The sequence below is a fragment of the Bacteroides congonensis genome, assembly GCF_900130125.1.
Taxonomy (GTDB): Bacteria; Bacteroidota; Bacteroidia; order Bacteroidales; family Bacteroidaceae; genus Bacteroides; species Bacteroides congonensis.
In genome coordinates this window covers 700,249-716,486 of record NZ_FQXY01000008.1, presented here as the reverse complement: position 1 = coordinate 716,486, position 16,238 = coordinate 700,249, and the positions used below count along the sequence as shown (strand labels likewise).

The following is a 16,238-nucleotide window of genomic DNA, read 5'->3' as shown; positions in this document are numbered from 1 at the left end:
CAATCTTCCTGTTATGCCGGGGAGGCATATTCACTGACTCGTATATATTCGCATACCTACAAGCAGTCATCAGGTGATTTGCATATATAAAACATTCCGATTTCGGTTTTGTTCACGAAAAAGATGTCTTAATGTCTATTTTTTATCTTTGTAATCTTTCAGAAAGCCTTCCATCAGCCACTTAGCCAATGCCTGACGATTGGAATTTATCACCAGACGGCGCTGGTCGAAAGTATTTTGGATATTACCCAGTTCCACAAAAACGGAAGCGGGAGTAGTATGGGAAAGCACATACAGGTTGCGTCCGTTCACTGTCCCGGAAAATCCCCGGTTCGGCTGATGCTTTCCGTATTTCGATTCAAATGTATCTTTCATATTATTCGCCAAACGCTTGCTTTCCGCTTTCTTGCTCGAATGATAGAAAAAGACATCGGTCTGCTTCCCTTTGCTGCGGCTATCTATATGGATGAAGATTGCCCGGCAGTAAGAGTAATTCCTGCGGTCTTTCTGATAGAGGGCGTTTATCTTATTGCAGCGTTGCTGAAGACGTTGTACCTGATTCAACGGAATCGGGTCTCCCATACACGTCTCACGTTTACTGTTCGACAGGTAGGTATCGTCACGGATACCGTCTTTGGCATCCTGAATGATGATATGCACTTCCGCGCCTTCCTGCATCAGGTTACGCGCCAGACGAAGGGCAATGTCATAGGCATATTCATCTTCGTGAAGCTCGTGTTTCCCTACCCGTCCGATAGCTCCGGGGTCAGGGCCGCCATGCCCGCTGACTACATAGAAACAGGCACCCGCAAGTCGGTTGGAAGTAACTTTGACATTTGCCAGTTCCTTGCCAAACAGGGGTTCATTGATGGTAGTTCCTATTTTTGACGCTTTGGATTTCGAGGGTTGTTGTTTGGTTCCTGTATTTTTAGCGGTTGTACTCTTTACCGGCGGAATCACATAAATCACGCCCATCTTCAGCACATTATTCTTTCCCAGTTTCTGTTTATTCAGTTCTATAAAATCATCATAGTATTTCTTCGGAGAACGGTTGTGCCTCAACAGAAAAGTAGAGATACCTTCGCCTGCCTTCGGAGTCGCCTTTTGCTGTGCCCAAAGCGTTGTGCCCGAAAAAAGAAAAGCTAAGAATAAAAGAACATAGAGTTTATTTTTCATATCTACACAATTATCTCCTTCACATGAGTATCATTTCACTCATAAACAGGGCAAAAATACAATTATTTTCCCTACTTTTGCGCCATTAAAACATTTTTTGAAATAAATCATTAAAACCCGATAACATTATGGCAAAACAATTCAAGCCCGAAACCCTGTGCGTACAGGCAGGGTGGACGCCTAAAAAGGGCGAACCACGCGTATTGCCCATCTATCAAAGTACAACTTTCAAATACGATACCAGCGAGCAGATGGCACGTCTTTTCGATTTGGAAGACAGCGGTTACTTCTATACCCGCCTGCAAAATCCTACGAATGACGCCGTTGCCGCCAAGATTGCCGCTCTCGAAGGTGGTGTAGCTGCCATGCTGACTTCCAGTGGTCAGGCTGCCAACTTCTACGCCATTTTCAATATCTGCCAGGCTGGAGACCACTTCGTTTGTTCTTCCGCTATCTACGGTGGTACTTTCAACCTGTTCGGTGTTACAATGAAGAAACTTGGCATCGACGTTACTTTTGTCAACCCGGATGCCGGCGAAGAAGAAATCTCCGCAGCTTTCCAACCAAATACAAAAGCATTGTTCGGCGAAACAATCTCCAATCCTTCCCTCGAAGTGCTGGATATTGAGAAGTTCGCACGTATCGCGCATGGCCACGGAGTTCCGTTGATTGTTGACAATACTTTCCCGACTCCAATCAACTGCCGCCCGTTTGAATGGGGAGCGGACATCGTAGTCCACTCTACTACCAAATACATGGACGGACACGCTACAAGCGTAGGCGGCTGTATCGTAGACAGCGGTAACTTCGACTGGGATGCCCACGCTGAGAAATTCCCGGGACTTTGTACACCGGACGAGTCTTATCACGGACTGACTTATACAAAAGCTTTCGGCAAAGGCGCTTATATAACCAAAGCTACGGCACAATTAATGCGTGACCTCGGCAGCATCCAAAGCCCACAAAACTCTTTCTTACTGAACCTGGGACTTGAAACGCTTCACTTACGTATGCCCCAACATTGCGGTAATGCACAGAAAGTAGCCGAATATCTTTCTAAAAACGAGAAAGTGGCTTGGGTTAACTATTGCGGACTGCCGGATAATAAATACTACGCTTTAGCACAGAAATATATGCCGAACGGTTCTTGCGGAGTCATCTCCTTCGGACTGAAAGGCGGACGTGACGTATCTATCAAGTTTATGGATTCACTGGAATTCATCGCCATTGTTACTCACGTAGCCGATGCACGTAGCTGTGTTCTTCATCCGGCAAGCCATACTCACCGCCAGTTGTCGGATGAACAACTTATGGAAGCAGGCGTACGTCCTGACTTAATCCGTTTGTCAGTAGGTATCGAAAATGCGGATGATATTATCGCGGACATCGAACAGGCGCTGAATGCATAAAGACTGATTATTAGAGTATTACATCCTACAAAAAAGAGACTGGACTCAAGTGCATATTTGAATCCAGTCTCTTTTTTGTAGGATGACAAAGCGACGGAAATACGTATCCGCGCTTTACAATGATTTTATAATTCAGGTCTGATACCGGAAGAACTCGCTAACACTACATAAAGCACTTTTACGTTCCCAGCTTCCGGTAAGGAGACTCCATCCCAATAATGAGAATCCGCAACATGTTCCATCCAATAATATATTATGGGGCCTACCTCTCTGGTAGAGGGTTGACGAACGAATGAAGGCTCAAAATAAAACTTATGTAATAGTTTGTCAGCACCATTCTGATGCTGATAGAAAGAAAAAGCCAACTCCGGCTTGCCGGTTCCCAACTCCTCATCACGGTTTACTTTATAAGTACCCTCGGCACGTATTCCACCATCGGCACTTTTCAATTTAAACTCCCCCTTGCCATCTTCCAAAAAGCGGCTGACATTATCCGGTTGCAGAACACAAATATCCTGTTCCGCTAAAAATGAATATGATTCCAACATTACCTCATTCAACGATTTCAAGAGTTCTTTATTTTCATCCGTTCCTGAGGTCAAAATCTCATTGTCCACACTTATAGCAAACCCTGACCGGTTCATTCCACAGTAGAAAGTCATAATCCCATACGAAACCGTCACAGGCAGAACAACGCTGTTCCCTTTCTTATCACTGACAGTAACCATGACTTTTCCTTTTTTACCATGTGACTCCAACAATAACCTGTCATTGCTGACCGTTGCCGTCACAATCGTTTCGTCAGAGCTTTGTGCCGAATAACCACCTTTTCCATTAGCTATTCCAATGTCTCCGGTTTCCCGTCCGTTCAGGTATAAAACCGTAGAAGAAATGGTATTTGTGCAAGTTCCCGTCTCATTGATTAACTCGGAACCACTAAATAAAATAATCTCCGCGTCATCCTGACAAGCAGACATGCAGAATGTCATAACGGACAAAAGAAAGAAAGCCAGTAAAGTTTTTGTTTTCATATTTTCAGTTATAAGTTTGTCTTTTTTATATTGTTTTGCAAAGATATTAAAGTATCATGTAAAAATGAATTCTTTATTGAGGAAATATATTCCTTTTTATTATTGATACATTTGTTACAGTATCTGTTACATTTCTGTGCTTCCATATTCTCCTTCTTATCTATCTTTGTGACGAATCAAATAATGAATAAAAACATATCAATAAGAACATGAAAAACATTCTAAAAAGAACGACCTTGTTAAGTGGTTTGGTAATGGCATTGTCTGTGAATGGCGCATATGCCCAGTCTTTCGAATGGATTAGCAGTACGGAAGGGAACATTTGGAAGCAAAACAAAGTCAAGTTACAGACGAATACCGGACAAACTCCTTTACTAGAAGTCAATGGTACAGAAGAAGGTACTGTTTTCAAAGCCTGGGGAACTTGCTTCAATGAATTAGGATGGGACGCCCTCAATATGCTTCCACGCAAGCAACAGGAAATCATTCTCCAAAAACTCTTTTCTCCCGAAGGAGATTTAAAGTTTACAATGGGACGTTTTTCCATGAATGCCAATGACTATGCCCGCGACTGGTACAGTTGTGATGAAGTCCCCGGTGATTTCCAATTGAAACATTTCAATATCAACCGTGATAAAACGACCCTGATTCCTTTTATCAAAGCCGCGCAGCAGTATAATCCCCATATGACTTTCTGGATGTCTCCATGGTCGCCGCCTTCATGGATGAAGATAAACCATTATTATTCCGTCCGCAGTGACCGTAATCAAAACGAGATGTCGCCCCTGTCGGACGTAGCCCTTTTTGAAGACGGCAAAGAGAAGGATACCAAAGTATTCCCTCAACAACTGGCAGTGAACGACTACTTCATCCAAGACCAGCGCTACCTGCAAACCTATGCCAACTACTTTTGCAAATTCATCGACGCTTACAAGGAACAAGGTATTCCCGTTTCAATGGTCATGTTCCAAAATGAGTCATGGAGTTATACCAACTATCCGGGTTGTGCCTGGACAGCGGAAGGCATCATCCGTTTCAACACAGAATACCTGGCTCCGACATTGAAGAAACAACACCCGGAAATTAAGTTATACTTAGGTACAATCAATACCAACCGCTATGATGTCATCGACGAGATTCTCTCTGACCCTCGTATGCCGGAAACGATACAAGGAGTCGGATTCCAATGGGAAGGCGGACAGATTCTGCCTAAACTCCGTGCCAAATACCCGCAATATAAATATGTACAGACAGAAAGTGAATGTGGTTGGGGCTCTTTCGACTGGAAAGCTGCCGAACATACCTTCAGTCTGATAAACCACTACTTGGGTAACGGTTGCGAAGAATATACTTTTTGGAATGCTATCTTATATGCTGGTGGTTTCAGCGGATGGGGATGGAAACAAAATTCCTTAATCCATGTAGATTCAAAGGCGGGAACAGCAACTTTTACTCCTGAATATTATGCGGTAAAACATTACAGCCACTATGTTACGCCCGGTTCAAAGGTACTGGCATATAGAGCGGCTAAAGAAGATAAAACACCGGTAATGGTAGTCATGGCTCCACAAAAGAAACAAGTAGTGATAGCCGGAAACTTCAACGAAGAAGCTAAAGAAGTAACAGTGAAATTAGACAGCCGCTATCTAAGAGTTACCCTACCACCCCATTCACTGAATACATTTGTAGAAAAATAAAGCGTTGGAAATAACAATCTTATTTTTTTCTCACTTTGCAGCCTTTCAGAGTAAAACCAACTTCAAACAAACTCTGAAGGGCTATTTTTATAGTATCTTCAATATAGCTTCCCATATCATCATATTTTGTAAAATCTACAGGAATCAGCCTGACATTTTTCAAACAGTAAATGTGCATTGACGGGAATTAACAGAGTGCTTATTTCTTATTGATATTTCATCGGCTATTATTTTATCGACTCTAAATATACCGTTTTATTAAATGAAAAACGAAGGAATATAAGCAATAATATTATAACCTGTGCACATAAGTAGAAGTATAACTGCGATAATAAACAAATTTCAGTAATTAAAAAAGGTGCGCCCTTCTTTCGTCGGACGCACCTCTCTCTTCTTATACACAAACATTAAATTTATCAGGTTCCAGGTGTTCATCAATATACCGGATGCCATCTACCCTGAAAAGTCCCCGCAACAGTGTATAGTTCATCATACGCTGCACCATACACGGAGTGCCTTGCAGGCAACCTTGATAGATTACCTCCTGCAAATCCGTTGCGAAACTGTCAGGTTCGACTTCTGGAAGCAGATAACCACAGATTTTGCAATGCGTCAGTACATCTATAAACTGTTGCAGCCAAAAAGCCTCTTCACGTTCGAAGGAAGAGCGATATTCCTTGTCCGCGTTGATGTCCAGCAACAGAGTTTTCCCTAACGAGTACAACAGGGTGAGATATCCGTTCACTGTCGTGAAAAGCAGAGCCATACATGAACTATCCATTCGTAGCTGCTTCTGCTGTATATGGTTTCTGACTGTCTTGGCAGAATCAGAAAGACAGATGCGGAACAGATAAGCCTTACTGGGGAAGAGCTTGTAAAGCGTCCGCTTCGACATCTTCATTCCCCTGGCTATATCATCCATAGTAAGTCCACTGACACCATGCAGGGACATTTCCCGCTTTGTATAGTCGAGTATCCGGCCGCGCAGTGTTTCAGTATTCATATGCACCTCCTTACATCCGACCGCCGCCCAAAGCCTGATACAAAGTAATCATGCCCTGGATTTCGGTAAAGCGATTGGCTACTTGAGAAAGCTGCGCATTGAGCAATGTCTGTTGCGCGGTCAATACTTCCAAGTATGTGGTATTGCCATGCTTCATTAAAAGACTCGTACTCCGGGCAGCCGTCTGCAAAGAAGTAACCTGCTTTTCGTAGAAAGCCGCTTTCTCGCGGGCAGTCTGATACTGCACCAATGCTTCGTTGACTTCCACACCTGCGTTCAGTAAAGTCTGTTCAAAGCCGAGACGGGCTTCTTCCTGCTGGGCTTTCGCTATTTTCAACTGTGCAACGTTCATTCCTTTATTAAATAAAGGCTGTGTCAGAGAAGCTACGGCGGAAGCCAGGAACTTACCCGGATTGATAATCATACTTCCGGCACTGTTAGTCCATCCGGCACTACCACTTAATGTGATAGACGGGTAGAAAGCAGCACGGGCGGCATTCGTCGTATAGAAAGCCTGTGCCAGTGAAAACTCTGCACTACGTACATCGGGACGGTTGGCGAGCATCTGCAAAGGAATACCTACGGAGAAGTTTTCCGGCAACTGCTGGTTTCCCAGTCTGCCACGTTGGATTTCGTGGGGTGTCTCGGCCAATAATAATGCCAGTGAATTTTCTGCCTGGTTGATTTGTTCTTTCAAATCAAGCACGGTCGTACATATATTATAATAGGTAGCTTCCGTCTGCGCCAGTCCGGCTTCATTCACCATACCGGCGTTTTTCATGGCACGGGTCGTTTTCACGCTTTCCTTCCAGGCTGATTCGGTAGCAACAGCTATTTCATACTGAGAATCGAGCATCAGCAATGTATAATATGTATTCGCCATAGCAGCGACAAGTTGCGTCTTAACGGCTTGTTCATATTCCTTGCTCTGCTCATAAGCGGCTTTCGCGCGACGTTTCGCCGTCGTTATCTTTCCGAAAATATCCAGTTCCCACGAAGCAGTCACGGGTAATGAATAAGTCTGTGTAGCCTTACTGCGGTCGAAGCTGCTGGCAACCCCTTCCGGTGCGAGGAACAAAGAAGGCAGGTAAGACAGTTTGGACGTCAGAAGCGAAGCTTCCGCTTCCTTCACACGCAGATGGGCTGTCTGCATATCCGTATTTCGTACCAAAGCCGAATCAATCAGAGTCTGCAAGTACGGGTCGGTAAAGACCTCTCTCCACGAGAGGTTACCGAAGTTTGCCGTATCGGTGGCAACGACTGACTCGCTGCCGTAAAGTCCCTCGGGGACTTCCGATACCGGCTTGTATTTATTGTAGATACCGCAACTACTCAGCACAAGTGTCGCTGCGGATAAGATTATTATCTTTCTCATTAGTTATTATTTTAATCAATTATTCTTTTCCTGCCTTGGACTTTTCTTCCTCACTCACCTTCATGTCTTCTTCTATTTTCCAGTCGTGTGTAGGTGCACTCTGCGCGGGGCGAAGGCGTTCCTGCAACCATTGGAAAGCGATAAACAAGGTAGGCACGATGAAAAGCAATGCCAATGTACCGATAGTCATACCACCGACTACACCCGTACCCAATGAACGGTTACCGTTCGCTCCTACTCCACTGGACATCATCAACGGGAACAGACCGAAAATCATGGTCAATGCCGTCATCAAAATCGGACGCAGACGGGCTTTTGCCGCACTGACTGCAGAAGCAATCAGCCCCATACCTGCCTTGCGGCGTTCTGCCGCATATTCTGTGAGCAAGATAGCTGTCTTGGCCAACAAACCGATCAACATAATCAAACCTGTCTGCAAATAGATGTTATTCTCCAGTCCGAACATTTTGGCGAACAAGAAACTTCCCATCAATCCGCAAGGCACACTCAAAAGAACAGCGAACGGAATAATAAAGCTCTCGTACAATGCACTCAGAATCAGGTAAATCATCAGGAAGCAGATACCGAAGATAATAATCGTCGTACCGCTTTGCTGGTTTTCTTCACGGGTGATACCACCGTAGTCATAGCCATAGCCTTTCGGGAGAGACTGTTCCGCTGTTTCCTGTACTGCCTTGATAGCGTCACCGGTACTGTATCCTTCAGCCGGCATGGCGTTCACTGCAATAGAGTTGTACATATTGAAACGGCTCAAAGTTTCCGCACCGTAGGTACGTGTCAGCGTAACGAACTGGCTCAACGGAGCCATCTCCCCGTTCGACATGCGTACGAAAGCATTATCCAGTGAAGTCTCGTCCAGACGGAACTGCGGGTCTGCCTGAATCATTACTCTATATACCTTAGAGAAACGGTTGAAGTTGGACACATACTGACCACCGTAATAACCGGAAAGTGTACTCAACACAGCATCGGGCGTGATACCTGCACGCTTACATTTAGCCGGGTCTACTTCCACCGTCCACTGCGGATAGCGGACATCGAACGAAGAATAAGCCATCGCAATCTCAGGACGCTGATTCAATGCTCCCAAATACTGCTGCGTAGTCGCAAAGAAATCGGTTACTTCACCGCCCATCTTATCCTGCATATGAAGTTCCAACGCATTACCCATACCGTAGCCCGGAATCATACCCGGAGAAATGGCAAAGATACTCGCATCCTTGATATCAGCCGTACGACCGTATATCTGACCGATGACCGCCTGTACATTGTCCTCGTCTTTCGGCCGTTCAGACCAATCTTTCAGTTTCAGAACCAACATACCGAACGAACTTCCCTGTCCGGCAAGCAATCCGTAACCTGCCACCTTCTGTACGTGTGCCACCTGGGGAATACCCATCAAACGGCTTTCAACACGATCCATCACTTCATTGGTCGTAGCCAGCGAGCTACCAGCCGCCGTACTTACATTGACAAATACCGTACCCTGGTCTTCGTCAGGCACCAGACTGGTCTTGGTCGTATTCATCAGGAACACAAGCAATACTACGGAGCAAGCCAATAGTGACCAGGTCAGCCATCGGCGTTTGATAAAGAACAATACAGCATTCTTGTACTTTTCTATCATTACGTCAAAAGCCGAATTGAATGCCTTACGGAAACGTGCCGCAAAGTTATTCTTCTGCGTTCCGTCTTCATTGATATAAGGTTTCAGCAGCAATGCACACAGAGCCGGACTTAGCGTCAACGCGTTAACAGCGGAAATACCTACAGCAACCGCCATGGTCAGACCGAACTGCGTGTAGAACGTACCGGAAGTACCGCCCATGAAGGACACCGGAATAAATACAGCCATAAACACCAATGAAGAGGTGATGACAGCATTACTGATACCTTTCATCGCGTCGATACTTGCCATATAGGATGACCTGTACCCTACGTCGAACCGCGACTGCACCGCCTCGACGACAATAATGGCATCATCCACCACCGTACCGATAACGAGCACCAGTGCAAACAGGGTCAGCAAGTTTATACTGAACCCCGCCACCGCCATAAAGGCAAACGTACCAATCAGCGAAACCACAATACCCACCAAAGGAATCAGTGTGGAACGGAAATCCTGCAAGAAAACATATACTACAAGAATAACCAGGATGACGGCTTCAATCAAGGTCTTCACTACCTCATGGATGGAAGCGAACAAGAAGTCGTTCGAACTCATCAACTGCGTCAATTCCACTCCTTTCGGAAGATCCTTGCGGGCTTCTTCGAGGAATTTGTCGATGTTCTGATTGACTTCGGTCGCATTGGAACCCGCCGTCTGGAATACCATACAGGCAATACCCGCATGCCCGTCCGTACCACCATGATAAGCATAACTATCCTGTCCCAGTTGTATATCGGCAATATCTTTCAGTTTCAGCACTTCGCCGTTATCCGTAGAACGAATGACAATGTCCCCGAATTCTTCCGGAGTAATCAGACGCCCTTTATACTTCATCGTATATTGATAGGTTTCGTTGGAGTTCTCGCCAAACGAACCTGTTGCCGATTCTATATTCTGTTCGGCAAGCACCATAGTAATGTCCGACGGAATCAGCTTGTATTGCGCCATCACATCGGGCTTCATCCATACACGCATACTATATTCACCGCCCAGAATCATCAGGTCACCCACGCCGCTGATACGGAGAATTTCCGGTTTCATATTGATGCTCAGATAGTTGGACAGGAAGTTTTCATCATAACTATCGTCCGGACTGGAAAGCGTGAACATCTGAAGGATACTGGTCTGACGCTTGGAAGTGGTCACACCGACCTGCGTTACTTCTGCCGGGAGCTGTCCCGTAGCACGTGACACACGGTTCTGCACATTGACGGCAGCCATGTCCGGGTCTGTCCCCTGTTTGAAGTAAACAGTGATACTTACCGTACCGGCATTGGTAGCCGTTGAGGTCATATATGTCATGTCTTCCACACCATTGATAGCTTCTTCCAACGGTGCGATTACACTCTTCTGCAAAGTTTCCGCACTGGCACCATAATAGTTGGTGCTCACCATAATGGTAGGCGGAGCAATATCGGGATATTGCTCAACGGGTAGACTGAACAACCCGATGATACCCACTACGACAATCGTGATAGAAATCACTGCCGATAATACGGGGCGTTCAATAAAGGTTCTTAAATTCATGGATGATTCCTCCTTTGTTTAATTTTCAGTAGTTGTTGGAGCGGCAGCCTGTGCTGTCTTGGCTTTAATCGGTGTACCTTCACGGAGCAATCCTACGCCTTCCGCTACAATTACATCTCCCGGCGCCAGTCCTTCGTCAACAATAAATTCACGTCCGCCGTTTACACGTGTCACGTGAATCAGGTTAGCCTGTGCTTTACCGTCCACTACTTTATACACATATCTCTTGTCCTGGATTTCGAACGTAGCACCCTGCGGAATAACCAGAGAACCCGCTTTCTGAACAGGAACAATCACATTTCCCGCACCGCCGCTATGCAGCAATCCTTCCTTGTTGGGGAATACGGCACGCAGGCTGACAGTACCCGTTGAACGGTCGATTACTCCACTGATAGACTCAATCTGTCCTTGTTCGGAATAAGACGATTTGTCATTCAACTGAAGGTCGATGGCCGGCATACTTTTCAATGCCTCTTCTTTAGAACCGTACTGGCGAATCAGTCCGAGCAACTGGTTTTCCGTCATAGAAAAGTAAACGTACATATCCGAATTATCAGAAACGGTTGTCAACGGTTCGGGAAGACCGGAACTAACCAATGCTCCCACACGGTAGGGCAATGTACCTACTACGCCGTCAGCCGGGCTCTTCACTACTGTGTAGGAAAGGTTGTTGCGGGCACTCACTTCCTGGGCTTTCGCCTGTGCCAACTGTGCTTTGGCAGCCAGCAGGGAGTTCTTCGCCGTGCTCAAGTCGAAAGAGGAAACTACATTCTCCTTATACAGTTCCTCTTTACTGTCATAAGTCAGTTGTGCGGTAGCCAGTGAAGCCTGTGCAGCCTCAACGTTTGCCACTGCGGTTTGCCAGGCTGCTTCATACGGCACCTGATCGATGACGAACAGTGTCTGCCCGTTCTTAACCCGTTGGCCTTCCGTCACACAGACTTTGGTCAGCGTACCGCCTACCTGGGGATAGATGTCTATATCCTGACGTCCACGGATGGTCGCCGAATACGCGCTTGAAATCATCCGGTCGGCCGGAGATACAGTCATTACTTCGTATTCAGCTTCCATTTGTACCGGTGGAGCTTGCTTACAGCCAGTCGCAGCAATCAGACAGCAGAGCAACAATAGCCCCTGCTTCACTTTACTAATCTTTTTACTCATTGTGTTACCTATTTAATATTTTTTGAACGCGGCAAAGGTAGACTCTTTTTACCACAGAAAACTAGGCATAGTATCTCCAGTTTTGTTCATTTCCGGAACACAAAAACTAATATTTAGCAAAAAAGTCCTACTTTTGCCCGGCAATAAAGCTATAATATATGGAAGAAAGAAACTCTAACCTAGCCGTACTTCGAGAACCCTTCATCGCCGGAATTGATGAAAAGTTATCGCCAATCATGCACCACCTGTGGAAACTGGAAGGGGGCGCCATTTACTTCTGCCGCAGAGGGTGGGCACACGTCACGATTGACCTGAAAGATTATGAAGTTGTAGAAAACACTCAGATAGTGCTCCTTCCGGGAACTATTATCCGCATCAATGGCAGCAGCAGCGATTTTACCGCTTCCTTTTTCGGATTTCCCAAGGAAATGTTCATAGAAGCCTGTATGCGGTTCGAACCAATCTTTTTCCGGTTTATAAAGGAGCATCCCTGCTATGTTCTCCCGGAAGAGAATACCGGAGCCATCAACGGACTGATACGCGCCACGACTGCCATCTACAAAGACCGTGAGAATCGCTTCCGAAACCAGATAGCCAAGAATCACCTTCAGTCTTTCATGCTCGATATCTATGATAAATGTTATCGCCATTTCGACGCACAGGAAATAGAGGGTGGAAGCCGGCAGGACGAAATCTTCAAGAACTTTATCGCGCTAGTACACGCCAATTGCACTTCCCAACGGGAAGTGACTTTTTATGCCGGCAAGCTTTGTATTTCTACGAAGTACCTGACCGGTATCTGCAAAAGCGTAACGGGAGATTCCGCCAAAAAGATTATTGACGATTTCGCCATTCTGGAGATAAAGGTACTGCTTCAGTCCACCGAACTGACGATACAGGAAATAGCCGACCGGTTAAGTTTCCCTGACCAGTCATACCTGGGAAGATATTTCAAGCGACATGAGGGGATATCACCGAAGGAGTATCAGAGTAAATATTCTATTTAAACAGCCGTCAGATTCTGTATGCTGCTACTTTCAGTGTCGCCCGCCTGATAGCCCACAGCGCGCAAAGTGACAAACGAATAAATATCAGGAATGAAAGTAGCAGTATTTCAGCGTATCCTTATAGCCTAAACATGAACAAAAAAAGACTTTTTGAGAACAAGGTATAAATTCTTCCTACTATAATTATAAATATCCATAACTTTGACTATCGCTGAATCCAAGTACAGGACTTTCTCTATTCAAATACGTAATTACAACAACTGTCGTACAGGTTTCCTGTGTTTCGTGTACATGTTTCACATATTTCTTGTACTTGTTCCGGGTATTTCTTCTATATGACTTCCCTATATCTCCTACATGGTTTTTCATATCAATAAAAACAAACGATGTTTTCCGAACCAAATATAAATGTGCAAACCTTACAAGTCGTATTATAAAATCAGTCATTTTGCTATAAAATTAATAGAATTTATCCACCAAGGACTACAATTTCTAACTTTTATTCCTACATTTGCAGCCAAATGATAACTTATTAATAAATAATACAGATACTATGGCTAAAATAACCAAAGAAGCCGCTTTGCTCTATCACTCACAGGGCAAACCTGGTAAGATTGAGGTAGTTCCTACCAAACCGTATAGTACACAGTCAGATTTAGCACTCGCATACTCTCCCGGCGTGGCAGAACCATGTCTCGAAATTGAGAAGAATCCGCAAGATGCATACAAATATACCGCAAAAGGTAATCTTGTTGCGGTTATTTCCAATGGTACGGCCGTACTCGGACTGGGCGACATAGGCGCATTGAGCGGCAAACCGGTAATGGAAGGTAAAGGCTTGCTTTTCAAAATCTATGCAGGCATCGACGTATTCGATATTGAAGTCGACGAGAAAGACCCTGAAAAGTTTATCACGGCAGTAAAAGCGATTGCTCCTACTTTCGGTGGTATCAACCTTGAAGATATCAAGGCGCCGGAATGTTTCGAAATCGAACGTCGCCTGAAAGAAGAACTGGATATCCCGGTGATGCATGACGACCAACACGGAACAGCTATTATCTCCAGTGCCGGACTGGTAAACGCGCTCGAAGTGGCCGGAAAGAAAATCGAAGATGTAAAAATCGTCGTTAACGGTGCAGGTGCTTCTGCTGTTTCCTGTACTAAATTGTATGTTTCACTGGGCGCACGCCTTGAAAATATCGTCATGGTCGACAGTAAAGGCGTAATCAGCAAGACACGTACCGACCTGAACGAACAGAAGAGATATTTTGCAACCGACCGTACAGATGTCCATACACTGGAAGAAGCTATCAAAGGCGCGGATGTATTCCTCGGTCTGTCCAAAGGAAATGTATTGAGCCAGGATATGGTACGCAGCATGGCTCCCATGCCTATCGTATTCGCGTTGGCCAATCCTACACCGGAAATTTCTTACGAAGATGCCATGGCAGCCCGTCCCGATGTATTGATGGCAACCGGACGTTCCGACTATCCGAACCAAATCAACAACGTTATCGGATTCCCGTATATCTTCCGTGGCGCTTTGGACACTCATGCCAAAGCAATCAATGAAGAAATGAAGCTGGCAGCCGTACACGCTATCGCCAATCTGGCAAAACAGCCTGTACCCGATGTTGTAAACGCAGCTTATCACGTAAACAATCTTTCTTTCGGGCCTGAATATTTCATTCCGAAACCGGTGGATCCCCGCCTTATCACAGAAGTTTCCTGTGCCGTAGCAAAAGCCGCCATGGAAAGCGGAGTAGCCCGCACGGAAATCAAGGACTGGGATGCTTACTGCGTACATCTGCGCGAATTAATGGGATATGAGTCCAAACTGACCCGCCAACTGTATGACACTGCCCGCCGCAATCCGCAACGTGTGGTGTTTGCCGAAGGTATCCACCCGAATATGCTGAAAGCAGCCGTTGAAGCGAAAGCCGAAGGTATCTGCCATCCTATCTTATTAGGAAACGATGAAGCTATCGGCAAGTTGGCGGAAGAGCTAGACCTCAGTCTGGAAGGTATCGAAATCGTCAATCTCCGTCACCCCGACGAAGCCGACCGCCGCGAACGCTATTCACGTATCCTGTCGGAAAAACGTGCACGTGAAGGCTTTACTTACGAGGAAGCCAACGACAAGATGTTCGAGCGCAACTATTTCGGCATGATGATGGTGGAAACCGGAGATGCAGACGCATTCATCACCGGACTTTATACAAGATACAGCAATACAATCAAGGTTGCCAAAGAAGTGATCGGTATCCAGCCGGGCTTCAAGCACTTCGGAACCATGCATATCCTGAATTCCAAGAAAGGTACTTACTTCCTGGCAGATACGCTGATTAACCGTCACCCGGACACTGAAACGTTGATTGACATCGCCAAACTGTCCGACAAGACAGTCCGCTTCTTCAATCATACTCCGGCAATGGCTATGCTGTCTTACTCAAACTTCGGCGCCGATACTACCGGAAGCCCGGTAAAAGTACACGAAGCCGTAGACTATATGCAGAAAGAGTATCCAGAACTGGCTATCGACGGTGAAATGCAGGTAAACTTTGCCATGAACCGCGAATTGCGTGATACTAAATATCCGTTTACCCGTCTGAAAGGCAAAGATGTGAATACACTGATTTTCCCGAACCTGAGTTCGGCCAATGCAGGTTACAAATTGCTACAGGCAATGGATCCGGATACGGAATTTATCGGCCCTATCCAAATGGGATTGAACAAGCCTATCCATTTCACCGATTTTGAAAGCTCTGTCCGCGACATCGTCAATATCACAGCCGTAGCCGTGATTGACGCCATCGTTGTCAAGAAGAAAAAAGAAGGTAAATGAAAAGGCCGCTGTCTAAATCACAAATAGTTTGTATCAGCCTGCTTTGGTTGGCGCTTTGCTATTTAGTTATCACAAAAGCCGAACGAATTGACGGCATGACGATAGTAACGCTTGTCATTTCGGCAGCGTTGGTATTCATTCCTGTCTATAAGTCGATCAAAAAGAACAAATAAATATCTTTTTTCCCATTTTTAATGCGATAAAATATCAAATTTGATGTTTTATCGCATTTTTCTTTATAAAATGTTTGCCAGTTCAATTTTTATCTTTACTTTTGCAACCGCATAAGAGAAATAGATAATCGAATTTTAAAC

The 16,238-nt window shown here is 45.4% G+C and carries 12 protein-coding genes; 5 read left to right on the top strand and 7 right to left on the bottom strand.

Annotation, left to right across the window (positions count from 1 at the left end; genetic code table 11):
* Nucleotides 1-135 precede the first annotated feature (135 nt).
* Entirely contained in the window at nucleotides 136-1,176 is a 1,041-nt protein-coding gene (locus BQ7997_RS06240) for an N-acetylmuramoyl-L-alanine amidase family protein (RefSeq protein ID WP_073344575.1), read from the bottom strand.
* 128 nt (nucleotides 1,177-1,304) lie between these two features.
* Here BQ7997_RS06240 and BQ7997_RS06235 point away from each other — a divergent pair, with 128 nt between their 5' ends.
* Nucleotides 1,305-2,585 (top strand): O-acetylhomoserine aminocarboxypropyltransferase/cysteine synthase family protein, encoded by a 1,281-nt coding sequence (locus tag BQ7997_RS06235; protein ID WP_073344573.1) that lies wholly within the window; start codon nucleotides 1,305-1,307, stop codon nucleotides 2,583-2,585.
* A gap of 125 nt (nucleotides 2,586-2,710) precedes the next feature.
* Here the strand turns inward: BQ7997_RS06235 and BQ7997_RS06230 are convergent, their stop codons facing one another.
* Nucleotides 2,711-3,616 (bottom strand): hypothetical protein, encoded by a 906-nt coding sequence (locus BQ7997_RS06230; protein ID WP_073344570.1) that lies wholly within the window; start codon nucleotides 3,614-3,616, stop codon nucleotides 2,711-2,713.
* A gap of 209 nt (nucleotides 3,617-3,825) precedes the next feature.
* On the opposite strand from BQ7997_RS06230, the gene BQ7997_RS06225 reads away from it, so the two are divergent.
* The gene (locus BQ7997_RS06225) at nucleotides 3,826-5,313 is read left to right on the top strand and encodes a glycoside hydrolase family 30 protein (RefSeq protein WP_073344568.1); all 1,488 of its coding nucleotides are present in this window, start codon (nucleotides 3,826-3,828) and stop codon (nucleotides 5,311-5,313) included.
* A 19-nt stretch (nucleotides 5,314-5,332) separates the two neighbouring features.
* Here BQ7997_RS06225 and imm9 read toward each other — a convergent pair whose 3' ends face one another.
* The 5 genes from imm9 to BQ7997_RS06200 all read right to left on the bottom strand — a co-directional run bounded on the left by imm9 (nucleotide 5,333) and on the right by BQ7997_RS06200 (nucleotide 12,072).
* Complete coding sequence (imm9, locus tag BQ7997_RS26095; RefSeq protein ID WP_022137975.1) at nucleotides 5,333-5,491, bottom strand: Imm9 family immunity protein; 159 nt, start codon at nucleotides 5,489-5,491, stop codon at nucleotides 5,333-5,335.
* Nucleotides 5,492-5,707: 216 nt separating this feature from the next.
* The gene (locus tag BQ7997_RS06215) at nucleotides 5,708-6,316 is read right to left on the bottom strand and encodes a TetR/AcrR family transcriptional regulator (protein WP_073344565.1); all 609 of its coding nucleotides are present in this window, start codon (nucleotides 6,314-6,316) and stop codon (nucleotides 5,708-5,710) included.
* A 10-nt stretch (nucleotides 6,317-6,326) separates the two neighbouring features.
* Nucleotides 6,327-7,691, bottom strand: coding sequence for a TolC family protein (locus BQ7997_RS06210; RefSeq protein ID WP_073344563.1), 1,365 nt, complete (start codon nucleotides 7,689-7,691; stop codon nucleotides 6,327-6,329).
* 19 nt (nucleotides 7,692-7,710) lie between these two features.
* Entirely contained in the window at nucleotides 7,711-10,908 is a 3,198-nt protein-coding gene (locus tag BQ7997_RS06205) for an efflux RND transporter permease subunit (protein WP_073344560.1), read from the bottom strand.
* A gap of 18 nt (nucleotides 10,909-10,926) precedes the next feature.
* The gene (locus BQ7997_RS06200) at nucleotides 10,927-12,072 is read right to left on the bottom strand and encodes an efflux RND transporter periplasmic adaptor subunit (protein ID WP_083589178.1); all 1,146 of its coding nucleotides are present in this window, start codon (nucleotides 12,070-12,072) and stop codon (nucleotides 10,927-10,929) included.
* A gap of 158 nt (nucleotides 12,073-12,230) precedes the next feature.
* Here BQ7997_RS06200 and BQ7997_RS06195 point away from each other — a divergent pair, with 158 nt between their 5' ends.
* The 3 genes from BQ7997_RS06195 to BQ7997_RS25675 all read left to right on the top strand — a co-directional run bounded on the left by BQ7997_RS06195 (nucleotide 12,231) and on the right by BQ7997_RS25675 (nucleotide 16,097).
* Nucleotides 12,231-13,079: a helix-turn-helix transcriptional regulator gene (locus BQ7997_RS06195; RefSeq protein WP_044656305.1), complete on the top strand. Its 849-nt coding sequence runs from the start codon at nucleotides 12,231-12,233 to the stop codon at nucleotides 13,077-13,079.
* A gap of 553 nt (nucleotides 13,080-13,632) precedes the next feature.
* Entirely contained in the window at nucleotides 13,633-15,924 is a 2,292-nt protein-coding gene (locus BQ7997_RS06185; protein WP_073344555.1) for an NADP-dependent malic enzyme, read from the top strand.
* Nucleotides 15,921-16,097, top strand: coding sequence for a hypothetical protein (locus BQ7997_RS25675; protein WP_097677749.1), 177 nt, complete (start codon nucleotides 15,921-15,923; stop codon nucleotides 16,095-16,097). Before BQ7997_RS06185 ends, BQ7997_RS25675 begins: the two co-directional genes overlap by 4 nt.
* The last annotated feature ends 141 nt before the right edge of the window (nucleotides 16,098-16,238 follow it).